We start from the raw sequence: 23,917 nt of genomic DNA on the forward strand, positions 1-23,917 counted from the left end.
CTTTTGCAGGCATCCCTCCCTCCAGACTCTTGTAATTCAAGTTTTCATTTTATACTTTCTAAAGGTCTATTAGCTTAGACCATGGTTATCATCCCCAGAGCATCTGCCGAACACTGGAAAAACTTTATCCCCAAATCATGACCAAAATTCGGTTTGAACGCTCCCCAAAACCTTCAAAGGCTGAAAAGGCTGCTCAGGGCAAATCTGGATTTGTTCCTGTCGCCACCCGATGGGTCGTTGAACGCTCAAATGCCTGGGTAGAACGTTGCAAAAGTTTGGTAAAAAACGAAGAAGCGTACTTTGGACAATGCTAGAGCAAAACCTCTGCTTTATCAGACTGATGCTCAAGCGCTTAACCGCAGCCTAACAAGATATCAAATGAGTTCTATAGCTTTAATCTTTCAGTAAGCAATTTTATTACTGGTGTCTTTTTTATCTACTATCAGTATAAACTCCAAATGATCAATAAATTACGGTGAAAATTTCAGTATCCTAAGACATTAAAAGTCGTAATTTTACTGACGATGGCACTAGAGTTTGACAGTTATAATCAACGCAGCTAAATAGTTATTAAGTTTGTTTTTTTGCTTTTTAAGCGCGCCGCTAAACCTGTTTAGTTGGTTGTTTTTTAAGAATTTTGACAATATTATATTTCTTTTTAAACCTTCTTTACTGGATGACAAGAAGGTTCAAAGTTTTTGTGACATAAGTGAAAATGCACAAATTCTTATTGCTTAAATTACTTCCAGCTTACTTTTATTACCGCACTACAAACAATGATAAAGAGCAGAATAAAATTGCCACAAATAATGTTGCAATGTGTAGCAGCAACGATACTTATTTATGGGGGAATGGCTGGTTCGAATGCTGTTGCACAGCCACTACCTACTAATTCAGGAGCTATTAATGTCAAAGATTATGGTGCAAAAGGTGACGGTATCACTGATGATACGCAAGCAATTCAAAAAGCAATTCAATTAGTGCCTCGTAGTAATTCCAAACACGTTACAATCTATTTTCCCAAGGGCACTTATTCCGTTAGCAATTCAATAAAATGGTTAGACGGTCAAGGAAATTGGTTTCCCTATCTTAGTTTTGAAGGGGAGAGTCGAACGCAGACAATCATCAAATTAAAGGATTACACCTCTGGGTACAATGATTCGAATAATCCTAAAGCTGTAATCGTGACTGGTTCGCAAAACCCTAAATCCGATGGTAGTGGTAATGAGGCATTTCGTAATTCAATCTACGACCTCACTGTAGACACTGGTGTTGGCAATTCAGGCTCAGTTGGGATTGATTATATTGCTAACAATAAGGGCGCGATTCGTAATGTAATGATTCGAGGTCAGGGTAAATACGGTCTAAATTTTTCTAGAGCTTGGCCGGGACCGAACTTAATTAAAAATGTCAGTATCGATGGCTTTGACTATGGTATTGCCTCCCTAAATCATTACCAGTATGGAATTACCTTTGAACACATTAGCTTGACAAATCAAAAACTGGCTGGAATTACTAATAAAAATAACGTACTGTCCATCCGGGGCTTAACAAGCATCAACTCTGTGCCAGTAATTCAAAATACAGCTACATCTGGTTTTGTAACGCTACTCGATGGTAACTTTAGTGGTGGTTCGTCGGCGGTTAGTGCAGTAGAAAACACTGGGAGGCTCTATGCACGGAACATTATAACTGCTGGTTATCAATCAGCCATCAAGAATAAAGGCGTTGCCATTGCTGGGACAACTGTTTCTGAATTTGCTTCTACTTCTTTCAAAAGCTTGTTTTCATCACCGCAAACATCCTTAAATCTCCCGATCGCAGATCCACCAGAATTTCATGAGGATGTCAGTCAGTGGGTAAGCGTAACAGCATTTGGAGCAAAACCAGATGACAATAGTGATGATACTGCGGCAATTCAAAAAGCAATAGATTCAGGTAAATCAACTATCTACTTCCCTACAGGGGTCTATAACATCAACAGTACTATTCTCATGCGCGGTAACGTCAGAAAGATTATTGGTATGGAATCTTTTATCAAGCCGAGAGCAGGGTATACAATGCCCAGCCCTGCTATCCGATTTGAGCCAGGTAACTATGACAGTGTAATTGTTGAGAGACTTAATGTTAAAGGGTTATGGGAGCATAATTCCCCTCAAACATTAGTTCTTCGAGACTGCGCTTACGGTAACTATCAAGGCATTAAAGGTGCTGGTTCTCTTTTTGGTGAAAATGTCATGATTGGGAAGTGGCAGTTCTCGCCAGGTCAAAAAGTTTGGCTGCGACAATTGAATACAGAATTTACAAATGCTACTCGGTTAGTCAATAACGGAGCCAAGTTGTGGATACTAGGTATCAAAACAGAAGATCCATATACTGTTATCGAAACTACAGGAGGCGGTCAAACCGAAGTATTAGGCGGTCTGCTATATCCTGGTCATGGCAATCAAGTTCCTACTACTGATGTAGCGATCATTAACAATGAATCTCAAACTTCGCTTGTTTATGTAACCGCAGCTGATGGTGCAGGTCAAGATTACACAATCCATGTCCGAGCGACACGAAATGGTACGACTAAGACGTTGACAAAAAGTGCTGTTCCTGGGCGTGGCAATGGCTCTATTGTGTTGTATCGTGACTGAAATTATGTGAAGAAGCCGATTATTTGAGTTCCTCAGTTGTCGGTGAATCACGTGAACTATAGGTGGTTTGATTTCCAGGAGCTACATGGCTCAGTAATTAGCAGCCTATCAAACACTCTTAGCTTCTAGCTAAGGTTATAGACTCGAATTTACGAACCTGTAGTTTTTCCTGGAATTTTTTCGATCTCATAAATCAACTTATTTGAATTCACGATTTTTTACAGCATTCATCTCCATTATGTGATGATTGCTCTAAGCCCACATATAATGGTACGTTGGAGCCGTGACCTCGGCTAGGAACGTTCTTATTAGAAAGTGCGCGCCACTGACCGCCTCGACGCTCCTTGATTTGTGATAAGTATTGTTGCCCACTGACAGCATAACTTAAGGTTACACGCCCCTCGTCATTGATAAATGCAGGTATACTCATAGGTACATTATGCAGAGGGTACAGTAATGCTCCAATCAACTCCGTCGTGCCACGTACAGTTTCGATCGCCGTAACTCTGCCCTCGGTCTTCATCCCAAGAATCCAGACAGTTCCACCCTTGTTTTTAATCAGCGAAACCTTGCCGAACTCAGCATTAAGCTGGCGAGCCCAGACTTTTTGAGGTCCTTTAATTTGATAAGAAGCCCCAATTACGTCTTCTATGAACAACTTACCTTTACCGCTAGTGGTGTTGCGGTAGCCACCGATATCAGCGTGCCGGATAGCTAGACTTTTGGAAGAGGCGTGTTCGATGATGCCACCAAGTCGCAGATGTTCTAGAATAGTCCCTTCAGGGCTGCCGCCCTCAAAGCGGATTAATTCATTGCCTTTAAAGCCTTTCTGCTTCTGGATTGCTGATTGCATACCAATTATCTTACGGACATTACTTCGGACAACAATAGTTTGACTGACGTGGTACACGCCTCTAGGCAGATAAATAATAGGCTTACCAGCGTCGATAGCAGCTTGGATAGCATCTGTGTCATCATCAGAGCGCTTGTCGGGTGTAGCACCGTGAGAAACAACGTTCTCCCATTGGTTGAAGTCGTTAGTATGAAATTCAGGTGTCTCTTCGATTGGTAAGTTTAGAGAATGTTGCGGGCTGTCAAACAAGCTTTGGATATTGTGTGAGACATATTCCTTTACCTTGATTGCTGAAGCTCCACCCTTAATATCGCGATCAGCTTTTGTGCGCTCGTCAACAATCTTTCCATATCCTACGCTAGTAACATTGCGGATAAACATTTTGCCCTTGTTGACGATCGCTGCATTATCAAGGGAGCCATTAGACAAGTTACCATCTATGAGCGTAATCTGACCGTTGCTACTGACCATTTCGATTGCTGGTACAGAGTTGATGCTAACTAAGTCTCGGATGAACAAAACGTTGTCTTTATTATAAATACCAGCAACTTTCTGATTGTTTAGCATTAAATGTTCAAACGTCATGCTGTACTCATAGTTGCTAATCCACACGCCGTAATCAAAACCTTCAACGATCGCATTTTTAATTAGTGCGGGACCAGTACCATAACGTTTCATCAAAAACCCGGCAAATCCTTCACCGTTACTAGAGCGGATGGTAATGTCTTCAATAGCGCCACGGTTATTAGCTAAATAATCAATACCTACTGCGCCGGAGTTACCACGACCTACGTCAATAGTCATGTTATAGATTGAATGGCGGAAAGCTCGGTTGCCTGAGCCACTAGGGTTTGATTTTGTATCTTGCTCAGAACCCGTTTTTATTACTGCTCTAGGATTGTTTGGATCGGAAAAAGGAGCAAGGTTATCTGATAGCTTTAACACTGTTTTGTGCTGGCTTTCCCCCACTAAAATCATTCCCGCTCGCCAACCATCGCTCCAACCACCACGACCAGTACGGCTTTCTAGTTGTTCGCTAACATTGTAGGTGCCTTTGGGAAAATAGATAAACGGCATAGCCGAGTAGCGCGATTTGGACTTAAGCGCTGAACTGATTGCTAATTGGAGCTTTGCCGTGTCATCGATACCATCGTCAGGATTAGCTCCATAGTCAGTAACGTTGAAGATACCAGCATCAGCAGGAAAACGGAGGTCTGCCTTTAGCGGGTTGGCAATCTTGCTATCGGCTTTTATTATTTGTCCAGGTGCATTAGCGTAGTGGACGGGCTTGGTCTTGTTGCCCTCTTGCTCAACTCCATACTGCGTTAACAAAAAAACACTTACTAGCAATAGGATAAAGATTAGCAAACGGGACTTGAACATATTTAAACTCTAATTTTCTATTGCCTGAAAGCTACAACAGAATTTTGCTCGGCACAATGGTTTCTATTTTATCAATTTATTAATCTCATCAAAGCGATCGCTTTCCATAGATGTACTTTATCTATTACCAAAACCACTTATAAATTTTTCATAAAATGTGTACAAGTTGACATACAATACAACTACTTTTATAGTATTAACCATACAGTTGAGCAGTTAATTACAGATAATACTCAAAAGTTTTATTGTATTTTTTAGATGATAGTACCAATTAGTTATAGTTTATTATGTTAAATGGTTAGTAGTTGTAACAACCGCTTCAAGTCATAAATTTAATTGAGTATCTAATCATTCATATGGAATTCGCACTTATTGAAAATCCTGGGAATATTCCAGATCCGCTTACAAAGTCAGGTAAAGTAGATTACGTTTTTGAAATAGGCAAATATCAAATTACTAATAATCAATACGCTAGATTTTTGAATGCCACTGCTACCCACTTTGATCCCTATGGTTTATATAGCATAAATATGGGAAATGGTTTGTTTGGTGGGATTGAGCGGGTCAAAAAAAATGGACATTATTTTTATGAGCCATTAGAAGAATATCTCGATCTACCAGTAGTTTATGTTTCTTGGTTTGATGCTGCACGTTTCTGTAATTGGTTGCACTTTGGAGAACCAGAGACTGGAGAAGCTGTGTTAGGCACGACTGAAGGAAATTTTCAAGTAGGAGCCTACAATACATCGACATTTTCTGCGGGGCGTGACGTTCAAAAAGTTGAAGCACATAATTCTGGAGCAAAATACTGGATTCCCACATTAGATGAATGGAATAAAGCGGCATATTTTGATCCTTTGAAAGATGGGATAGGAGGATACTGGTTGTACCCAACGCAAAGCGATACTAAACCTCACGCTGTACCACCACCAGGCGATCGCTTTTCAGCTAATTATTACGATTTCCAATGGGCTGCTCCAGCACCATACTTAACACCAGTTGGTAGTTATAAGTATGCTAAAAGTTATTATGGGACATTAGATCAAGGCGGTAATGTATGGGAATGGGTAGAAACTTTACGTAATAAAGGAAAGCACCGATGGGTTAGAGGTGGAGGTGCAACAAACTTTGATCACGCACTCTCTCGCATCAATGTTGATTCTGAATATAGCGATCATGAGTTGTACATTTTCGGGTTTAGGGTGGCTAGATGCTGTCCCTCTAATTCATAAATTTGTTCAACATAAATTTATATATTTGCAAAAACTAATTTAAAGTAATAATGGAATTTGTAGTTATAGGCGATCAGGGAAATCACAACGATCCTGTCTACGGTTTTGGTTATGTTCCTTATATTTACGAGATTGGTAAATATGAAATAACCAACGATGAATATGCAGAGTTTTTGAATGCTGTTGCCAAATTCAACGATTTATATTCACTGTATAGTCTTAGTCTGTCCCAAGGGTTGTTTGGTGGGATTGACAGAACTGGTCAACAAGGTTCTTTCGCATACTGCTCGAAATCAAACTATGGCAAAAAGCCAGTTGTATATATCTCTTGGTATGACTTAGCTCGTATGGCTAATTGGTATCATTACGGTAAACCTTGTAGTGGGCGCTCGGAGCTAGGTACAACTGAAGGTACGAATAAACAAGGCGCTTATGATACTCGCTATTTCCCCAAAAATCATCAAGATCTAGTTGATTACAAGAAACTGCCATTTGGCAGAAACAAAAAAGCCCTCTACTGGATTCCTAACGAGTATGAATGGTATAAGGCTGCACATTACGATCCAACTCGACAAGGGCAACGGAAATATTGGAATTATCCTGTAAGAACTGACGATTTACCAAATAATATAGCCCCACCAGGAAACCAGTATTCTGTAAATTATTTCAATAATACATTTTCTATAGGCAAACCAGACTTTCTTACTAATGTAGGAGATTATATATATGCGTCTAGCTATTACGGAACCTACGATCAAGGTGGTAACGTATGGGAATGGTTAGAAAACTGGCGGTTCAAAGATCGAGGTTCTGAAAAAGTACGCGGAGTGCGCGGTGGGTCTGCTACATATACTGAGATAGGATTGCATGCATACAATACAGATCCAGGCAACCCTGCTCATGAAAAATTTATATGGGGTGGAAGGCTTGCTAAAGCGCATATAAATACAACTGGTCAGATTGTGTATTCCAACATTTCGTATACACTTTTTGCTAAATTTTGGCAAGAGCTAAAGCTGGCAATTAAACTAATCTTAAAAAAAAGTAAGAAAAAGCTTTACTTCCCATTTAAAGCAGTATCTTTAATTAAAAGTAAATGAATTTATGAATTAATGGAGCTAACGTTAAAACTTTAATATCAATGATATGACCAGAAAGTAGATAAAGATGACTGTAGAAAAAAAATCTTTACTTTTAAAAGAAAAATATGGTAGATCAATTGTTTTTTACTATTAAGTTTGTTGGGGTTAACGCTGGTCTGTCTGATATGCTAGTTCGTTTATATTCCATGTACAGAGTTGGTAAAGTTTTATCATATACATATATTCATACACCCTTCATTTGCAAAAGAAGTTATCCCTTAAATTATATAGACCGGATAGTAAAAAAAATAATTGGAGATAAAATTTATCAGCCTCTTAGCAAATTTATTGGGCTTGAAAAATCTGACCTTAACATATTTGACAAGGATTTCTTACACCATAATATAGTTGAGCTAAATATAGAAGATATTTTAGAGAACGAGCATATTTCTAGCATATCTGATTTGAAGAACATAATTGAAAGCAATAAGCATAAAACAGAACCTACTATTTATTCATTTTTAACAACTGGAAATTTTTACAAGTTTGATACACAATCAAAAATTAATAATTTATTGCAAGATACAGTTAGTATAGAAGATATTAGAAATTTAGTAACTAAAAGATACTGGCAAGCTAGAGAGAGATGGCCAATATCTATTCCTTTCGACGAAACAAAGACTAAAATTTTAATACATGTCCGACGGGGAGACCGTGCCTGTATTAATTTAGGTGAGAGAGTAATATGCTTGCATGGAAATAAAGTTGCTATTGCGAATGACGTTGATGATATTGTTGAACAAGCAAAAGAATTACTAGGAACAGAAAATTTTAAAAGACCAAGTGCAGCATCAAAAATCGCTCTTATCCTCCAAAAAATTTTTGATACTCATGGGGAAAGTAACTTTTCTATTATTATTGTTTCTGATGGATATGACAGAACATTTAAGGTAATAAAGTCTAATATAAATAAAGGTTATTTGAATCTGAGTAAATCTGAGCTAAATCAGTTAGCTATTGCTAAGAAAGTGTGCCGTAAAGAATTTTTAGGTCTATCTGCGGAGCGGAATGTGTCTACTATTATAGGTGAATCAAAAATCAATTTTTTTAAGAGCGTCCATGTGATCGCTTCGGCTGATGTTGTAATTAAGACATCAGGAGGGTTTGCATCAGTGCTACATAAGTTTTTCAAAAAGTCCGATTTACCTCCAATTGTAATTGATACTGAGCAGTATGATCCGCAAAGTTTTCAACAGGTTTTAAATGACATTGGGCAACTAATTAATAAAAATTAAATCAAAAGTCTTGCTGTAAATAATTATTTATTAGTAAACATATTTTAGAAAGCATATCAAACAATTAAATACTTGCAGCAATAAGTATTTAATGCAATATTCAAGCAATATATATTGTTACTGAATCAAAGCCTTAATAGAGAAACTTGAAGAAAATTTAAGATAATATTTGCTTTAAGAAAAGTAAAAAGAAGGTTTCAATCTAGCTGGCTTAGTATGGTCAAGATAGAGGCTATCAGATTCTCCATAAGCTAGAGAATTGCAAATAGCACGTAAATTACGCTTTCATAAGCACTGTAGTGATTTTGCTCTTTTCGTTTTGATACGGAAAGCTAAAATTATCCTTTTTTTACGTATATTTACGTAAATATATTTACTTAGTTATAAAACGTTGAAGTATAAAGGCTATACTAATTTATTAGTAAAATTACGCTTGGATGTATAGCCGAAGTAGGATATTTTTTTTATATGTCGTTTAGTTGTGTAATACGCCATACAACATATATGAGTAGTTGATTTTTAGAAATCAAGAATTTGTATTTGTGATTTTACAACTTGTCCATACTTAATTACACAATTATTTGTTACAAAAAGCGTTTATTTTTAGGACTATCACGTAATGAACAAGCACACACTAAGAATACTGTTAATACTAGGTGTAATGAGTTTCTCATTATGCGCACAAAGAACGCAGCCAGTAGAGGCAAAAGCTGAACCAGGTACTGTAGCCAAACTTCCAGTTAAGTTGGTATCGTCAGAGAAAGTATGCACGACGAAGCGGGTTAACCTACAAACTGTTGCTGTTGCTCCATCTGGCGAAAATGTATTTCGTGCTAGTAGCCAGCCTATAATCTCGGCTGAGGGTCAGTCGATTGCCTATGAGTCGTCGGCGCTAATAAGCTCCGACGACAATCCTTGGTACAGTTCTATGGTATTTGTCACAGAGCCATTAACTGGGATAGTGGAACAGGTAGATGTGAATAACCAGGAACAGCCAGCAAACAACATTAGCAATCTTGCGGATATGTCGCTGAACGGGCGCTACGTTGCATTTGTATCTTATGCTACTAACTTGGTTGATGGGATACCTCAAGGAAATCTATTTATTCGCGATCGCCTCAATCGCAGCACCGAATTAGTCCCGCTTGCAGAGAATTTGCGTTTAGGATTGTTAGCCAACCCCAGTGTATCGCTCTCAATGAATGGTCGATACGTTGCGTTCGGCAACCTTGACTTGGCGAACGTATATGTTCATGATCGAAAACTCAATACGACAGAACTGATTAGTAAAGAGCCAGAGAATATTAGCCGATACAGTTTCGATCCTGCTATTTCTGCCGATGGGCAGTACGTCGCTTTCACCTCTGGTTTGTACGGACAAGCATCTAATAATGTCTACGTTCGCGATCTCCAGACTGGTAGTACCGAACTTGTCAGTATTGGGTTAGATGGGGAGCCAGCAGAAGGCTCTACACCTGCTATTTCTGCTGATGGACGCTATGTTACTTTTGCTTCTAGTGCTAGCAATCTTGTCAAAGCAGATACAAATGAAGTGGATGATATATTTGTCCGCGACCTAGTTAAGAAGTCTACAGAACGAGTCAGCGTTAGTTCTACAGGTAAGCAAGCAAATGGCTTTAGTTCCGAACCTGCTATTATTCTTGGTAGTGATCATGTTGTCTTCAAATCTGAAGCTAGTAACCTTGTAAAAAATGATACGAACAATGTTGAAGATATATTTGCGCGTGATCTAAATCAGAAAAGTACAGAACGAGTCAGCATTAGTTCTACAGATCGGCAGGTGAACGATGTAAGTTCTCAACCAACTCTGGCAATTACTGATCGTGCCGTTGCCTTCACTTCAAATGCTACTAATTTGGTTGAGGCAGATACGAATGGTGTGTCTGATGTGTTCGTCCGCAGGTGCAGTAATAAGCGTGAACAAAACGCGGGGTAATCGCAGCCTTAAAACCGAATAATAAATTTTAACCGTCAAGTCTTTAACGTATCAAGCACCTGATAATCATGTGAACCACGTCAATAACTATCCTTAGTTGTTAATTTAAGCATAGCCTTTATTTCTCATGCTTAAATTAACACTATTAGTTAAGACTGGAGCGTACTTAAAAATGTTACTAATTATCAATATTCACGTCTTGAAAGTGCCGATTTGAGCTTTTTGCCATTGAATGCCAATTAGACTAATCATAAATAGCATATAACCTGGTTCCTCCATCCAGGAAAAAATTGCCCCATGAACAAGTATTGTAATCAGAAACAGTTGAGAGAGAGTATCTGGACAAGTTTTCCACACTAAAAGCCAGAGGTAAAGATAAACTCCAAGTCCGACAATCCCTAAATCCCCCCATACACCAGCCCAGGAAAAGGTTAAGGAGAACATACTACTACCTGTAAATTTGTTACTTAAAGGATTTGTATTGTTTACAGAAAAGATGGTTTCTGTAACAGCAGAATATGAAGTGATGCCTAATGGTTGCAAATATTGCTGATAATCTGGAATTAACCAAGCTAAACGTCCAATAGAATGTCCAGGGCCAACACCAAATAACCAATTTAGAGGCGAACTGTAATAAGAATTAATAATAGAAAATACTGAGAATTTTACTCCTAGCCCCCGAATAATTCTATCGTCTTTACCCCAGAAAGACAAAGATGAAGAAAACGCAATTTGGGCAAACCAATACGTTAAGCAAATGATAACTATAGTAATTGCTAGGTATTTCAGTATTTCTCCTAAATTTTTGAGTTTTGTAATTACTATAATTACAAAAGAAAGTACAAATACAACTAAAACTTGTTTGGAGTCAGAGAAGCTAATGTCGGCAGCAAAAATGATGGCTACTAACGTACGCAGCCATAATGACAACTTTGGATAAGTCATAAAAAAATATATAGCTATAGCTAAGGCGATCGCACCACCGACATGATGACCTGCTCCTTGTCCAATGAAAACACCTTGCACATCATCGGGATCTGGAGAACGAACAATAAAAAATTGGTAATAAATAATAGCAATGTGAACAAAACTAAAAATCATTAACCATGATTTAACTTGCTCAATACTTGCGTCAAGGATAGGGTTACTTGTCATTAACATTATGAGCAAGAAGGGTTCGGCAAGAAGCAAAAAACTTAAAATTATGTTGAGAAAACCAGCATTATTTACAGCAGCACTAGCAGTAATAGTAGTAAATAAAATAAATAATCCCACAAAAAATTGTTTCGAGGTCGAAGTTCTAATTTTAGGAATGATCGAGCCAGCAAGAAATAATGCGAAAGGAAAGTGCAAAAAGTTAATGAGTGGCGGCGCTCCCATCGCCGTCAAAATTCGTGGAAAGAAGACAACAGCTATAAATATTATTGTTAGATTAGAAATCTTAATCATTTTTTGGCAGATACTCTTACATCATTTATCTGTCGTTTTAGAGCTAAATAATTCAACAATTTACAACTATCAATAGCTTGCTAAGGTGTTAGCAAAGATACATTTTAATAGAAATTGTTATAGTTATTTACGTGCGAACTGTGGCATATATCTCCATTATTCTCTTATAGTTTTCCTTAGCAGTATACTTGGTTTCAAATTCACTTCGAGCCTCTAGTCGCATCTGCGCCATCTCCTGCGGATGCGTTAAAGCCCACTCTACTTTAATTGCTAGATCCTCTGGATTGCCTGGACGAAAATGTAATCCATTGCGGTTAGATTCTACCAATTCAGCGATCGCACCTACTTGAGATGCAATGACTGGAGTTCCCTTAGCAAAAGCCTCAATCGCTACACGTCCAAAGGTTTCATAGCCTATAGTCGGAAACACTAAAAACGCTGCATTGCCGATTAGTTCGTAGACTTCGGGCAAAGACCTTCGTCCCAGCCACTCTATGCCTCGATCTAAACTTACCGCTTCAGCTACCTGCGGAGCTAGTGGCCCCTCGCCGACAATTTTGAGCGGCACTTTTTTACCCAACTGTTGCCAAGCTGTCAATAATGTACTTATCCCCTTTTCCGGCGATAAGCGCCCGACAAAAAGAGCATACCCCCCTAGTCCTTCACCAGGGTTAGGATCGGGGTAGACAAAATTAGGCTTAACAACAATCTTTTGCGCCGGAAAACCAGCTTGAATAAACTTATCGCGGGCAAACTCGCTGAGGGTAATGTACTTATCTACCATTTCATTCCAAGTAGGCAGAATTCTGTGAGTTGTTAGCATTGTTGTTAGTACCCCAGTAGCGGCGCGGCTACCTCGGTAACAGGAATGCAATAGTGCAGGCCAAGGAACAAACTTGCCCAAACAGTCTTCACAAACGCGATCGTCGCGAAAAAAGAAGCCATTGGCACACAGAAGGCGGTAGTTCCGTAGAGTTTGAATTACTGGGACTCCTTCAGCATGAGCGGCGTAGTGAACGGATGGGGAAATTAACGGAAAAAAATTCTGGACGTGGACTAGATCGTAAACCTGCGCTTTAAGCTGATGTCTAAGTGTTTTGTAAGCTTCCATAGACCAGACTGTTTTTATTGCCGTGCGAACTGCACCTAAATCGGCTATGCGATCGTTGTTTTCCTCATAGGTTTCAACCTCATGACCCATTTGTTGTAAAAGCCGCTCTTCAGCCTCACGGGATTCATCTTCTCCTCCACGAATCTGATAGCGATTATGTACGCTTAGGATACGCATTTTCTTTTATCCCCTTTTAGGACTGATATTACTTTTACCGACACCGAACTAAATAAAAGTCAAGTAGACACTTTAACTTTGTCCAAATTGAGGATATCTTCGTAGAGGTTGACTAAAAACTGTCCCTTGACTTCCCAGCTATAAATTTCACTGATTCGCTTCTGTCCTGCTTTACCCATCCGTTCCCGCATATCGGCATTCTGGGCTAAATGAGTCATTGCTTCTGCCAAACCTTGTACTGCTTGGTCAGGAGTATAAGCAGGAATTCTCAAGCCAGCATCTTGACTGACCTGAGTAGCCGGCCCTCCCAAATCCAGACAAATTACTGGTCGCCCTGCGGCCATAGCTTCCAAACAGATAGTAGGTGAAAAGTCGTGCAAACTAGGATGAACTAAAGCACAACACTGTCCTAGAGCAGATAATGCTTCCTCGCGGGGCAGTTGTCCCCAAAAACGCACTCGCTCGGCAATGCCAAGGTCGTTAGCTAGAGATTCTAAATGCCTGCGTTCAGGCCCGTTGCCAATAATCCAGTATTCGCTCTGCTCCAAATTAGCTTGGGCAAAAGCACGTAAACCTAAGTGAAATCCTTTCCAATGCAGTAGACGACCTGTACTTACAAATCGGATGGGGGTATTTAAAGGTGATTGAGAAAACTGCTTTAGTTGGCTAAGTTCTTGTTGATTGATACCAGTTTGCCCAAAGATAGTTTCAATTCTTTTTACTCCCAATTTACTGAGACGAGCAGAGGTTTCTGAGGTGGCAACTATGGCAACAGCGCTGCGTTTGGCAGTAAGACGCACAAAGGGGTCGCGTTCTCCTACCCAACAACTCAAGTCACGCAGCGACTCATAAATCTTGCCACGTAAGCTAAAATCTTGCCAAAATGCTTTTGGGGCAGATTCTCCACCGCCTAACGGGCCCCAAATAAACGGTATTGGCAGTAACGCTAGGAAACTAGGAACGCAGTATCTACCATAAGTTACATGGTGGACTAAATCGAAATTTTTTTCTTGATAAAGAGCTTGAGCTAGAGAATAAATGCCAATTTGCCAGAGGTAGTAGTGGAGATGTACGCCTCGTTCTCCCTGCTTCCACCAGCGCAGCCACAAAGGCAAGTCGTAAAATACAAAGTTGAGTCCAGGAACGGGTCTAATAGCTAATTCAGCTTCAATTGCTGCCTGATTTTCTGTACGGGTAATAACCCACACTTCGTAGCGCTTGACTAGCTCCCGTGCCATGTTCCAGCCTACCCCTGGTTCAGAACCCTTATCTGGTCGGCAAGCATAAGCAGAAATTAGCACTCTCAAGCGTTTTGGCTCATTATGGGTTTGGATAACTTGCATTTTATAGATTACCTCTAGCGATCGCCAGATGTGATTGTTGCTTTAATTGAATTTAGATATCTCTGCTTTTTGGGCAATCAATTTTTCGTACTCCGTAGCTAACAACTTTGCTGTTGCTTCCCATGTAAAGAGTTTTGCTCTATTTAAGCCTTTTTCTCTCAATGATTGACGGTAGTTAGAGTCCTGATAAAGATGCCATACTACCTCTACCATTGCTTGAACATCTGTTGGTTTAAGCAACACTCCTGCGTCTCCAACCACTTCCGGTAATGATGTAACATTTGCAGCGACGACTGGCGTACCACAGGCCATTGCTTCAATGACGGTCATACCAAAGCCTTCATAATGCGAGGGCGACATTAGCACGTCAGCAGCATTATATATCTCAACTAAAGTTTGTTTATCTGGCTTACCTAAATAAGTGACAGATGTTTCCAAAGAGTGAGTTTGAATGAATATTTTTTGTTCGTTAGTAAAATCTGCACCTACTTTCCACAAATGAATAGATAACCCTTGGGTTTTTAAAGCATCTAGGACTTTTAAAACAGTAGAAACATTCTTGCGTGGATGGTTAGATCCCACGTGAAGCAAGCACATTGTCTCTGCCAAAATACGGTGTTGAGAGCGAAAAAATGCAACTTTATCTGGTACAAGAGGATGAAATAAAGACTCAACCGCATCAGGCACAATTATTATTTGCTCTTTTTTTATATGCAATTGTTGGACTATATCTTTTGCTGTGTGAGCAGAGACGGCCACGATTCGATCTGCTTTTTTCAAACCTCGTACTGCATATTTCCAAACTGCCATACTAATAGCAGGAATACGTGCTTGGTTGTCAAGATTTTCTGGGTTAACAAGGTTAATTAAATCGTGGCAAGTTACTGCTATCGGTCGATTTGTTTTTTTTAACCAATAAACTAAGTGACCGTCGCTATGGTCGATGACATGAAATAAGTCTGCTTTTTCTTGCTTAACAGTAAGGGGGTAGCGCCAATAACGCTCGTAATATTTCCACAACCCCGTTGACCAAGAACTATTCTTTTGCTCTGGCAGATAAGGCTTCGGTGCTAGTTCAACAATTTCCCATTCGGGCCTTGCAACCTTGAGTCCAGCAACTAAACCATCCGCATAAACATCCATGCTGAAAGAAGCTCCCAAGCTTCTACGTAAAATTACCACCCGCATTATTGTCGCCCCCCAGAAATCTTTTTCTGCTCTATAGCTTTGCGCCATAAGTCAAGCGATCGCTCGGCAATTCGCTCGTGAGTATAGTGTTGCCTAGCTCTATCGAGGCTGTCTTGTTCTAGTTCTTGCCGCCAAGCTAAGTCGCAAATCATCCGCTCTAAGATAGCTGCGAGTTGCCTAGCATCTCCTTCAGAAAACACTAAGTCAGGTCGTCCAATTACGTTGGGAATTTCGCCGCAATTAGAGCCTATTGCTGGTATACCCATAGCCATAGCTTCAATTAGCACATGACCAAATTGCTCTTTCCAGTCTGGGACACTGCGTGAAGGCAAAACTAAGACATCAAACTTGCTCATTTCTTGTGGCACTTCGTCATGGCGCACTCCTCCTCTCCAAACAATTAAGTCAGCTACGTTGTGCTTTTGCGCCTCTTGACGCAGCAGTTCCTCATCGGGCCCTGATCCACACAACACAACTTGGCACTCATGACCGCGATCGCGTAGTTGACTTACAGCAGCAATCAATACGTCAATACCTTTATGGTGTGCTAGTCTGCCGACAAATCCGATGATTAACTGCTGATGGTTTTTCGGCTGACGCAGCCCAGGATTGAATAAGGCTGTATCTACACCCATTTGCGGCATCACTTCAATTAGTCCGGTATAACCCCATCGGCGTAATAGTTCCTCACCTTCAAGATTGCCAGCGACGATTAGTTGTGCTGTATTTAAGACAAATTGACGCAGCCTATTACGAAAGTTTGATAATTTTCGCTCTCTATTCTCCCAACAAAAAAGCACTAAGGGCTTACCTGTAAACCTAGCCCAAAGTGCGAGTTCAAAAGCAGATACAGAGAATACCTCTTGCTCAACTTGGATAATATCAGGACAAAAATCAGCGATCGCCTGCTGAATTACCCAAGGTGGATAAATGTATGCTCCAACTTTTCCTTCAAACCATACTTTTGCTGGGTATATCTGAATGTTTGGATAGGGTTTTTCAATCTCAAATCGCTTTCCCCATGCTAAAGCCTGCCACTTTGCCGGGACGAGCAACCCGACGGTTGCTTGCCCCGTTGCGGCGATCGCATTTAATTTGCCTTGATTTACGCCAACTACATAAGTATGGCTAACAAAGAGAACCCGCAAGCAGGAATTAGTCACGCTACTTGTTTGACTTGCATTCTTACTGATATCAATACTGTTCATATCGCTTTCCTTTTGCTTCTTCAATACCTTTAAGTATTGCTATTGCAGTCTGCTCCCAGGAGAACAATCGGGCTACTCGTTCTCGACCAGCTAAACCCATCGCGAAGGTTTTTTCTGGGTCTTGCATTGCCATAATAATAGCCTGTGCAAGTAAATCTACACGATCAAGCGGCACTAGCCACCCTGTAACTTCTTTTTCAACTATTTCCGGTACTGAACCAACATCGTAGGAGACAACTGGTAGCCCAGCCACTTGCGCCTCAGCGATCGCTCTACCAAAAGACTCAGCATGAGAAGGCAAGACAGCTAGGTCTGCTTGTTCCAATTCGCGGGCTAGGGTTTCGCTATCCAAGCGCCCTAGTAAAACAACTTTGTCATCAATCCCGCGATCGCGTGCTGCTTGCTGTACTAATTCTTCATTACCCCAACCTGCTATTTTGAGCGTCCAGTTGTGTTGACCTTGGGCTGCTATATACCCCAATGCTTCAATTACATCAAAAACTCCTTTCAAAGGGGCTAAAGAGCCATAGAAAATTAGCCCAGATACTTCTCCCCTAAATGTTCGTTGAATTTTGCCAAATACCGTATCTATCCCGCGATGAATAGTTTTTATCCGCTCTGGCGCTACTTGAAATAAAGTTATTAGTTCTTGGCGAGTGAAATTTGAGGACACAAACACCACGTCCGCAGATTTTAAGGGTCGCCAACGAAACCATGCATCAGTTGCAGCTTTAAGTAGGGTCAGCCTAGTCTTTCTCTTTACCCAAATCTCATAAGATGGGGAGGAGGCGATCATGCCTACTACAACTCCTTTTGCTTTGAGGGTATTGGGGAGAAAGGCTGCCTCATAATCCCAACTTAAGACTGCCTCTACATTTCTTTGAGCAACTAGCTTTTGCACTCTTTTTGCTACTGCAAGACCATCGAATAAATAATGTATTCGGCTAGGTGGGGCAGGGATAACTTGAACTGAGCTAGCTTTTAATTCTACTGTTGGTTCGTTCGATATTGGTATCAGAAGTACCTCTACCCCCAGTTTTCGCAAATTTTGAGCAATTTGTAGGCAACTTAACGTTCCACCACCTGGACTACTAAGGGAATGTTGATGGGTAATAATAATGCACTTGCTCATTAATTTTCAATCACTCTAACGATGTAATCCTCAGCTAGTTTGCTAATCAAGTCCTACTTTGTAGGGATATCTTAATATAAATTTCATTATTTATGCTGATTATTTACCATGTTGATTGATTAATTAAGTCTGTAATTATACATTACCGATATCTTTATATAGGAGTAACTAATATAAATAATTACCGTAGTTTACGTTCTAGGTTGATTGATCTTCTTCAAGAAGTGGTAGCAGGCTCTAGCATAAATCTCTAATTTTTCTAGTGGAGAGATAGTAGATAAATAATCCTTAATAGTGCCTTGATATTTAATATCAACTCCTCCATTTGCCCAATATAAACCAATTCCCATGCCAAGCATTTTGTTTGCAAGCTTTACTAAAACTGGAAACTTAACTCTTACGCAATAACCTGTAAAAACTAAGGACTTAGCTGTTTCCCATTGGTTCCCTTCTCTAAAAGTGTAAGCATTATTACCATGTATTCTATGTAGTGCCAATACCTTCCCCAAGAAAAATCCTCTATCTAAGGCTACAGCTACATATTTAAGATAGCGATCATCGGAAGTACCTTCCAATTCAATCATTGGCAAAATTTGCTGGAGAAGCGATCTTTTGAAGCATAGAGCAGACGTTGCAGGTAAAGGAGGAGGCAGTTTCCCCGAACTCATCAATGCTCTAAAATCACATTCGCGCGACGAGCGCTGAGTGCTACTTTTCGGAAGCGGCTGAATGTTTTCGTCTACCCATTTTTGATTGTGAAAACACCAACCAATGTCTTTATGAGCCAAAAATGCATTGACCACTTCGGCAACTTTCTCCGGGAGAAAAACATCATCTGAATCTAAAAAGCAAATAATTTCTCCCTGACTAGCTGCAAATCCAGCATTAAATGTCGATGCTTGACCGCCATTTTCCTTCAATATAGGTAAGATTTTATCGCCGTATTTAGCAATAATTTCCTGTGATTTATCAGTGGAGCCATCGTCTACAACAATAACTTCGATTCTGGGATAAGTTTGGCTTAGGCTGCTATCTATAGCTTGACTAATAAAGCGATCATAGTTGTAGTTATTAATCACAATACTAACTAGAGGCTCAGTCTTAAATGTATTTGATTCTGCATTAATAGTCATGCTAATCTTACTAAATAGATAAAGAACTTTGATCTTCGCTTGCAAACGTTAACTACTTGTACCGTTTTAGAGCTAACCTCTTGTTGATCTACCTCCTATTTGTAACCTTATTCTTTCCCAACCACTTACATATTTCACGAGTAATCTAACAAAAACAACTTTGATTTTTTTACTGGTGTTTAAATTTTTATCTACAAAAATAGATAGGGTAAATTCAATTGGAGGCGCGAAATCTTTAACTATATCTCTAGCAAAATTTTTAAGCGAGTAGCCCTTTTTTCTCCGAACGTCTTGGTGTCCCCCAGTTATTCTAATCACCTTTTTATATAACTGTTTCAAAGAGTCTCTAGCAGGATGGGCTACGCAAGTATCTTCTGCATATATCTGTTTATAACCAGCATCAAAGACACGCTGACCCCAATTACTATCACCACTTGACTTGAGGGTATCGTCAAAATAACCTACTTTATTAATAACACTGCTAAAAGTAAAAAGATTTGCTGTTGCCCCGTATCTACTTTCCTCGATATATCTTTTTTGGGGAATACCCATCCTAATAGCATCATAGAGTTCCACGGCGGAAGGCTGACTGGGATTTTTAAAAAAAAGTTCTACTTTACCAGCAACTAACCCACAATTAGGTACACGCAGTAAATTTTCTACCCCTTTCTCAATCCAATCGGAAGCTGGAATACAATCTGCGTCAGTAAAAGCTATAACCTCTCCTTTAGCAATTGAAATTCCTTTATTTCGAGCGGCATAGGATCCGGGGCGACTTTCACGGGTAGTAAATGCTTGACTAAATTGACTAACTACCCCATTTATGTCTTCATCGGAGTCATTATCGACAACAATAACCTGATAAAAACTTTTTGGGTAGGTTTGATTTTCTAGCGCCTCTAAGCAAGTTTTTAGACGTACAGCATCATTAAAAACTGGAATTATTACGGAGACAAATGGTCTAGATAGGTGATTCATAATCTTATCCAGCTTTTTTCAGACTCAGATAGTTTTAATGAAGCTTGACACTAATATATTTAAGTTTCAAGCTAAATATATTATGGCTTTATTTTAAGTAATTAATATCAAGAATATTGTCTCCTATAAATAAGATTTGGTTAAACGTTCATCTTTCAAAGAGAACAGATACTGAATGTACAATTTAGTTAAGTTGAATGCAAGGTCAATCACTCATTTTAAAGAATAGCTTTCAATAGAATGAATAAAGTTTTCGACTTGGTAATTAGGGTCAAACTCAGTCCGTTCGCTATTTTGAACGGCAAGAGTTGATAGATGGGCATATAAACTTTCGTCATCGTGTAGCTTATGTAACGCATCCACATAAACCTGTGCATCGTCTTTCGGTTCAACTAAAATACCACCTTGCCCAAGTGTATAAGGAATACCACCTACATTAGCTGCGATTACTGGAATACCATTTACTTGAGCCTCGATAATTACCCTACCAAAAGTCTCAGTAAATTGGGAGGGAACAAGTAATATATCGGTTACTGCATAAACCTGACGCATATCCCATTGATATTCCCAAACATCAACATTAGGTAAGCTATAAACATTTTTCATAAAAGCTTTACGCTGATTATCGTTGTAACGCGCCCACTTACCTTCTACAAAGAGAAAACGTTTTTGAGGCATACGACGGGCTATTTCAATGGCTACATCAATGCCCTTCTGGGGAATGGGATTGATGAAAGAGATATACTTGCGCTCGCGATTTGTAACCCGGTAAGAATCTAGATCTAAGAACGGTAAAACTACTGGAACTTCTTTACCAGTAACCTGAGAAGTTACTGATGCAGCGAATGGTGAATTAGCAATTGCATGAATTTTCTCGGGAATAACAGCACCATTTTCAATAGAAGTTAAGCTCCTAACAAAATAGAAACTTGGGTAGCCCTGACAAGCTGCAAACTTAAGGAGCAAGCAGTCAGGGCTATTATGACCAAGCACGACATCAGGCTTATACTCGCGTAAATGTCGATCGAGCCAATCAAGCCAATGGTGTTCTTTACTGAACTTCCTAACTCTTCGCCAACAGGGATAACCCAAGTCCTCATCCATCATTACAAAGGACGGCTTTTGAAAACGCTTAAAAGCCTGCCACCAGGTGCGTCGGAAATAGGTTGAACGGAGCGAGCAACCGCAGACTACTTCAACTTGCCAGCCTAATTTTCGCAAGCTATTAAATAGATACAGTGAAGACTGTTGGGCCCCCCCCGACGAATCAGGATAGAAAGGCATTGTAGTTACAAATAGAAGTTTTGGCATATTATTTACGTTGTCTTGGGTTTCCCAAGCTAAAACTTTTTAAAGAGTGGGGCTATCATGTCTAAATCAGAAGCACAGTAGAATGTTTTAAAAACGCTAGTAGTCGTGATTTAGTAGAGCTTTTAAATAATTAAATCTATGTGAATTACTTTAAGTTTAACTATCTTTTTTTATGTTTATTATCTAGATTACGTATCTGAGTATAATGTTGAGAATAAAATTCATATTTTAAAAAGCTTGATTTGGATATAATTACATAAAAATTATATTTTAATAGCTAATAGTTGTTAACAGGATTGATACACTTGAAGCGTTTTCTCTGCAACATAATTCCAATTCCATTTTTCAACTACCTGCCGATTATACTTGCCCATATCTGACAAACTAGAATGGTTTTGCATAGCAAAACTCATTGCGCGCAACAAGTCTCCTTCTATATCTGGGTTATATAGAAAAGCTCCTAAATCATCTAATGTTTCTCCAATACAGCCTTTATTTAATGCAATACATGGACGGCTAAATGACATTGCTAAAAGAACTGCGCCTGATGTTAAAACATCTTGATATGGAAACACAACAGCATCACAAGCATTCATGTAAACTTGAATTTCATTATCTGGAACAAAACCAGGTATAAATTTAATGTTGCTATAATGTAGTGCCTCCTGCTTAATCAACTCAGTCAATTCATTATCTCCTGCTTTACCAGCAATTACTAGATGTGCTGCATCATGATTCAACTGTTTAAATATTTTAATTAATTCAAGTACGCCTTTGTAAGGTCTAATTTCTCCAAGAAATAAAAAAACAAGGTTTGAATTTGGAATATCTAGAGTTTTCCGTGCCTCTGTAAAACTAATTTTGTTTTCGTAGCACTCAATATAGTTTCCATGGGGGACTACAAAGAATTTATCTGTATTTTTTAACCCTAATACTGAAACTAACTCGCATTCTGCTGCCTGACAGTGCACAATGATTGCATGAGCAATGTTAGCAACAAAAGTTGTACAAAATCGGTCTAATAATAAATTATTGTTATCATGAGCTTTAATATTATGTACAGTCCAGACAATTTTGATACCAAGTATTTTTATAATTAATAGATTGCAGATAAATTTAATCATTTTACCGAGAGACTTCGCCATACCTTGCCGTATAAAAAATGGGTGCAGCCAGTGAAGATGGATAATGTCTATTTTAGATTTCATCGCTGTCATTATCAAAGAAAAGTTTATATCTCTAGCTTCTTCTACCTGTACTCCTAGATTTCTTAATGGTTCAGCCAATAACTTCTGGTAAGGATTTCTAGTAAAAAAGGGTACTATAACTACCTTTGTCTGCCTCATATTTCCTCTTTTTAGCCAATTAGTATCTATTTACTCTAAGTTCTAAAAATTTTAATTAGATTCATGCTTTCGTTTTTCCAAGCGTGCTAGGAGCGTCTCTAGCTGAAATTTAAGACTTGCTTCATAATCATCAAAGCAAGATTGAGATGCCTCTTGATAAAGAGATAAAGAAGTTCGACTTAGATAAAGTTTATCAAGCTGATCTACTAATTGCTCAAGATTAGGATAATTGTGAAATTCAAAATTACTGCCTGTACCAACACAACCAATTTTCGTTGACAGGAGGGGGACACCATAAGAGAATGCTTCTATTGATTTAATCTTAATTCCAGTTCCTGCAATCATTGGATTTACATATAAATCTGCAATATTGTAAAAATAATCTAAGCTGTCTATCTGCCCTAGAATTGTCACGTTTGGCGAGGAAGAAGAAATTTTTAGAGAACCCTTACCAGCAATATAGATTTTTAGTGAACTTAGAGTTTCTTTCTCTGATATTAAATCTAAAAATATTTGAATTGAACGAACATTAATATCATTAGAGCTAGCAATAAGTCCGATAGAATTTAAACAAGTATACTTTTTGTCTATGTTTTTTCTTTCTTCTATGTGTGTTAGTTCAATAACTTCTGAATCAATTTGTTTTTGAAAGTAAGTTTTTTCTTTTTCTTGTATAGCTATAACTAAATCTGCCCGATTAAGTCCTTTGATTTCTTCCTTAGCTGAGGTAGTAAAAAACTTTGAATTAATTGCGTTTTTAGATAGATCGATATGCCTATTAGCAAATACATCATGAGTATCTATGATTTTAAGAATATCTTTAGGTAAAGATACAAGAACTTTACTTAAGAATACATACTCTACAAAAATTGTAGAGATGAAAAATTTACTACACTTCCAATTTATAAAGTTCACTAAAGAATCACTACACCAGTCATCAATTTTGTATTGGATGGGTAAATAAAGACCTGTGGAAAGTATTGCTGAATACTGAGAAGAGCGAATAAATTTCGTTTTTAATTTTTGCAAAACGCTAGGAAAGTCAGAACTAGGTAAAACAATATCGAAGTAATCCCATTCTTCTCTCATGGCATCAT

Annotated in this window: 19 protein-coding genes; 7 read left to right on the forward strand and 12 right to left on the reverse strand. The window is 38.9% G+C overall.

From position 1 onward, the window contains the following. The first annotated feature begins 137 nt into the window (after positions 1–137). Both C7B70_RS13730 and C7B70_RS13735 read left to right on the forward strand, forming a co-directional pair. Positions 138–314: a hypothetical protein gene (locus C7B70_RS13730; protein ID WP_339376721.1), complete on the forward strand. Its 177-nt coding sequence runs from the start codon at positions 138–140 to the stop codon at positions 312–314. A gap of 537 nt (positions 315–851) precedes the next feature. Next, a complete protein-coding gene (locus tag C7B70_RS13735; protein WP_158260495.1) occupies positions 852–2,642 on the forward strand; it encodes a glycosyl hydrolase family 28-related protein in 1,791 nt (596 codons plus the stop codon). A gap of 208 nt (positions 2,643–2,850) precedes the next feature. On the opposite strand, the gene C7B70_RS13740 is transcribed toward C7B70_RS13735, so the two are convergent. Continuing rightward, the gene (locus C7B70_RS13740) at positions 2,851–4,878 is read right to left on the reverse strand and encodes a glycoside hydrolase family 55 protein (RefSeq protein WP_106369602.1); all 2,028 of its coding nucleotides are present in this window, start codon (positions 4,876–4,878) and stop codon (positions 2,851–2,853) included. A gap of 356 nt (positions 4,879–5,234) precedes the next feature. Between C7B70_RS13740 and C7B70_RS13745 the strand changes: the two genes are divergently transcribed. From C7B70_RS13745 to C7B70_RS13760, 4 genes are all read left to right on the forward strand, one after another. Next, positions 5,235–6,110 (forward strand): SUMF1/EgtB/PvdO family nonheme iron enzyme, encoded by an 876-nt coding sequence (locus C7B70_RS13745; protein ID WP_106369603.1) that lies wholly within the window; start codon positions 5,235–5,237, stop codon positions 6,108–6,110. A 50-nt stretch (positions 6,111–6,160) separates the two neighbouring features. Beyond that, on the forward strand, positions 6,161–7,210 hold the full coding sequence (locus C7B70_RS13750) for an SUMF1/EgtB/PvdO family nonheme iron enzyme (RefSeq protein WP_106369604.1): 1,050 nt from the start codon (positions 6,161–6,163) through the stop codon (positions 7,208–7,210). A 107-nt stretch (positions 7,211–7,317) separates the two neighbouring features. After that, entirely contained in the window at positions 7,318–8,487 is a 1,170-nt protein-coding gene (locus C7B70_RS13755; protein WP_106369605.1) for a hypothetical protein, read from the forward strand. A 619-nt stretch (positions 8,488–9,106) separates the two neighbouring features. Further along, a complete protein-coding gene (locus C7B70_RS13760) occupies positions 9,107–10,444 on the forward strand; it encodes a PD40 domain-containing protein (RefSeq protein WP_146134050.1) in 1,338 nt (445 codons plus the stop codon). Between the two features lie 192 nt (positions 10,445–10,636). Here the strand turns inward: C7B70_RS13760 and C7B70_RS13765 are convergent, their stop codons facing one another. After that, a complete protein-coding gene (locus C7B70_RS13765; RefSeq protein ID WP_146134051.1) occupies positions 10,637–11,599 on the reverse strand; it encodes a hypothetical protein in 963 nt (320 codons plus the stop codon). Positions 11,600–11,648: 49 nt separating this feature from the next. Between C7B70_RS13765 and C7B70_RS13770 the strand changes: the two genes are divergently transcribed. Continuing rightward, a complete protein-coding gene (locus tag C7B70_RS13770) occupies positions 11,649–11,969 on the forward strand; it encodes a hypothetical protein (protein ID WP_146134052.1) in 321 nt (106 codons plus the stop codon). Positions 11,970–12,020: 51 nt separating this feature from the next. Here C7B70_RS13770 and C7B70_RS13775 read toward each other — a convergent pair whose 3' ends face one another. From C7B70_RS13775 to C7B70_RS13820, 10 genes are all read right to left on the reverse strand, one after another. Further along, a complete protein-coding gene (locus tag C7B70_RS13775; protein WP_106369609.1) occupies positions 12,021–13,181 on the reverse strand; it encodes a glycosyltransferase family 4 protein in 1,161 nt (386 codons plus the stop codon). 59 nt (positions 13,182–13,240) lie between these two features. Continuing rightward, a complete protein-coding gene (locus C7B70_RS13780) occupies positions 13,241–14,524 on the reverse strand; it encodes a glycosyltransferase family 4 protein (RefSeq protein ID WP_106369610.1) in 1,284 nt (427 codons plus the stop codon). 42 nt (positions 14,525–14,566) lie between these two features. After that, on the reverse strand, positions 14,567–15,667 hold the full coding sequence (locus C7B70_RS13785; RefSeq protein ID WP_199192260.1) for a glycosyltransferase family 1 protein: 1,101 nt from the start codon (positions 15,665–15,667) through the stop codon (positions 14,567–14,569). A 44-nt stretch (positions 15,668–15,711) separates the two neighbouring features. Beyond that, positions 15,712–16,920 carry a glycosyltransferase gene (locus C7B70_RS13790; RefSeq protein WP_106369612.1) on the reverse strand — a complete coding sequence of 403 codons (1,209 nt, stop codon included), beginning with the start codon at positions 16,918–16,920 and terminating at the stop codon, positions 15,712–15,714. Beyond that, entirely contained in the window at positions 16,907–18,052 is a 1,146-nt protein-coding gene (locus C7B70_RS13795; protein ID WP_106369613.1) for a glycosyltransferase family 4 protein, read from the reverse strand. The genes C7B70_RS13790 and C7B70_RS13795 overlap by 14 nt, the downstream gene beginning before the upstream one ends. Before the next feature lie 191 nt (positions 18,053–18,243). Then, positions 18,244–19,185, reverse strand: coding sequence for a glycosyltransferase (locus tag C7B70_RS13800; RefSeq protein WP_106369614.1), 942 nt, complete (start codon positions 19,183–19,185; stop codon positions 18,244–18,246). Between the two features lie 72 nt (positions 19,186–19,257). Next, positions 19,258–20,163 (reverse strand): glycosyltransferase family 2 protein, encoded by a 906-nt coding sequence (locus C7B70_RS13805; protein ID WP_106369615.1) that lies wholly within the window; start codon positions 20,161–20,163, stop codon positions 19,258–19,260. Positions 20,164–20,376: 213 nt separating this feature from the next. Further along, the gene (locus C7B70_RS13810; RefSeq protein ID WP_106369616.1) at positions 20,377–21,474 is read right to left on the reverse strand and encodes a glycosyltransferase; all 1,098 of its coding nucleotides are present in this window, start codon (positions 21,472–21,474) and stop codon (positions 20,377–20,379) included. A gap of 287 nt (positions 21,475–21,761) precedes the next feature. Then, positions 21,762–22,760, reverse strand: coding sequence for a glycosyltransferase family 4 protein (locus C7B70_RS13815; RefSeq protein WP_199192261.1), 999 nt, complete (start codon positions 22,758–22,760; stop codon positions 21,762–21,764). 111 nt (positions 22,761–22,871) lie between these two features. After that, positions 22,872–23,909 carry a glycosyltransferase gene (locus C7B70_RS13820; protein ID WP_233220930.1) on the reverse strand — a complete coding sequence of 346 codons (1,038 nt, stop codon included), beginning with the start codon at positions 23,907–23,909 and terminating at the stop codon, positions 22,872–22,874. Positions 23,910–23,917: the final 8 nt, after the last annotated feature.

The sequence above is a fragment of the Chlorogloea sp. CCALA 695 genome (assembly GCF_003003885.1).
Classification (GTDB): Bacteria; Cyanobacteriota; Cyanobacteriia; order Cyanobacteriales; family Chroococcidiopsidaceae; genus Aliterella.

Bases quoted from the DNA above. Each gene is read 5' to 3' on its own strand.
- C7B70_RS13730 (WP_339376721.1), top strand. From the start codon at position 138: ATGACCAAAATTCGGTTTGAACGCTCCCCAAAACCTTCAAAGGCTGAA.
- C7B70_RS13735 (WP_158260495.1), top strand. From the start codon at position 852: ATGGCTGGTTCGAATGCTGTTGCACAGCCACTACCTACTAATTCAGGA.
- C7B70_RS13740 (WP_106369602.1), bottom strand. From the start codon at position 4,878: ATGTTCAAGTCCCGTTTGCTAATCTTTATCCTATTGCTAGTAAGTGTT.
- C7B70_RS13745 (WP_106369603.1), top strand. From the start codon at position 5,235: ATGGAATTCGCACTTATTGAAAATCCTGGGAATATTCCAGATCCGCTT.
- C7B70_RS13750 (WP_106369604.1), top strand. From the start codon at position 6,161: ATGGAATTTGTAGTTATAGGCGATCAGGGAAATCACAACGATCCTGTC.
- C7B70_RS13755 (WP_106369605.1), top strand. From the start codon at position 7,318: ATGGTAGATCAATTGTTTTTTACTATTAAGTTTGTTGGGGTTAACGCT.
- C7B70_RS13760 (WP_146134050.1), top strand. From the start codon at position 9,107: ATGAACAAGCACACACTAAGAATACTGTTAATACTAGGTGTAATGAGT.
- C7B70_RS13765 (WP_146134051.1), bottom strand. From the start codon at position 11,599: ATGACAAGTAACCCTATCCTTGACGCAAGTATTGAGCAAGTTAAATCA.
- C7B70_RS13770 (WP_146134052.1), top strand. From the start codon at position 11,649: ATGTTGAGAAAACCAGCATTATTTACAGCAGCACTAGCAGTAATAGTA.
- C7B70_RS13775 (WP_106369609.1), bottom strand. From the start codon at position 13,181: ATGCGTATCCTAAGCGTACATAATCGCTATCAGATTCGTGGAGGAGAA.
- C7B70_RS13780 (WP_106369610.1), bottom strand. From the start codon at position 14,524: ATGCAAGTTATCCAAACCCATAATGAGCCAAAACGCTTGAGAGTGCTA.
- C7B70_RS13785 (WP_199192260.1), bottom strand. From the start codon at position 15,667: ATGGATGTTTATGCGGATGGTTTAGTTGCTGGACTCAAGGTTGCAAGG.
- C7B70_RS13790 (WP_106369612.1), bottom strand. From the start codon at position 16,920: ATGAACAGTATTGATATCAGTAAGAATGCAAGTCAAACAAGTAGCGTG.
- C7B70_RS13795 (WP_106369613.1), bottom strand. From the start codon at position 18,052: ATGAGCAAGTGCATTATTATTACCCATCAACATTCCCTTAGTAGTCCA.
- C7B70_RS13800 (WP_106369614.1), bottom strand. From the start codon at position 19,185: ATGACTATTAATGCAGAATCAAATACATTTAAGACTGAGCCTCTAGTT.
- C7B70_RS13805 (WP_106369615.1), bottom strand. From the start codon at position 20,163: ATGAATCACCTATCTAGACCATTTGTCTCCGTAATAATTCCAGTTTTT.
- C7B70_RS13810 (WP_106369616.1), bottom strand. From the start codon at position 21,474: ATGCCAAAACTTCTATTTGTAACTACAATGCCTTTCTATCCTGATTCG.
- C7B70_RS13820 (WP_233220930.1), bottom strand. From the start codon at position 23,909: ATGAGAGAAGAATGGGATTACTTCGATATTGTTTTACCTAGTTCTGAC.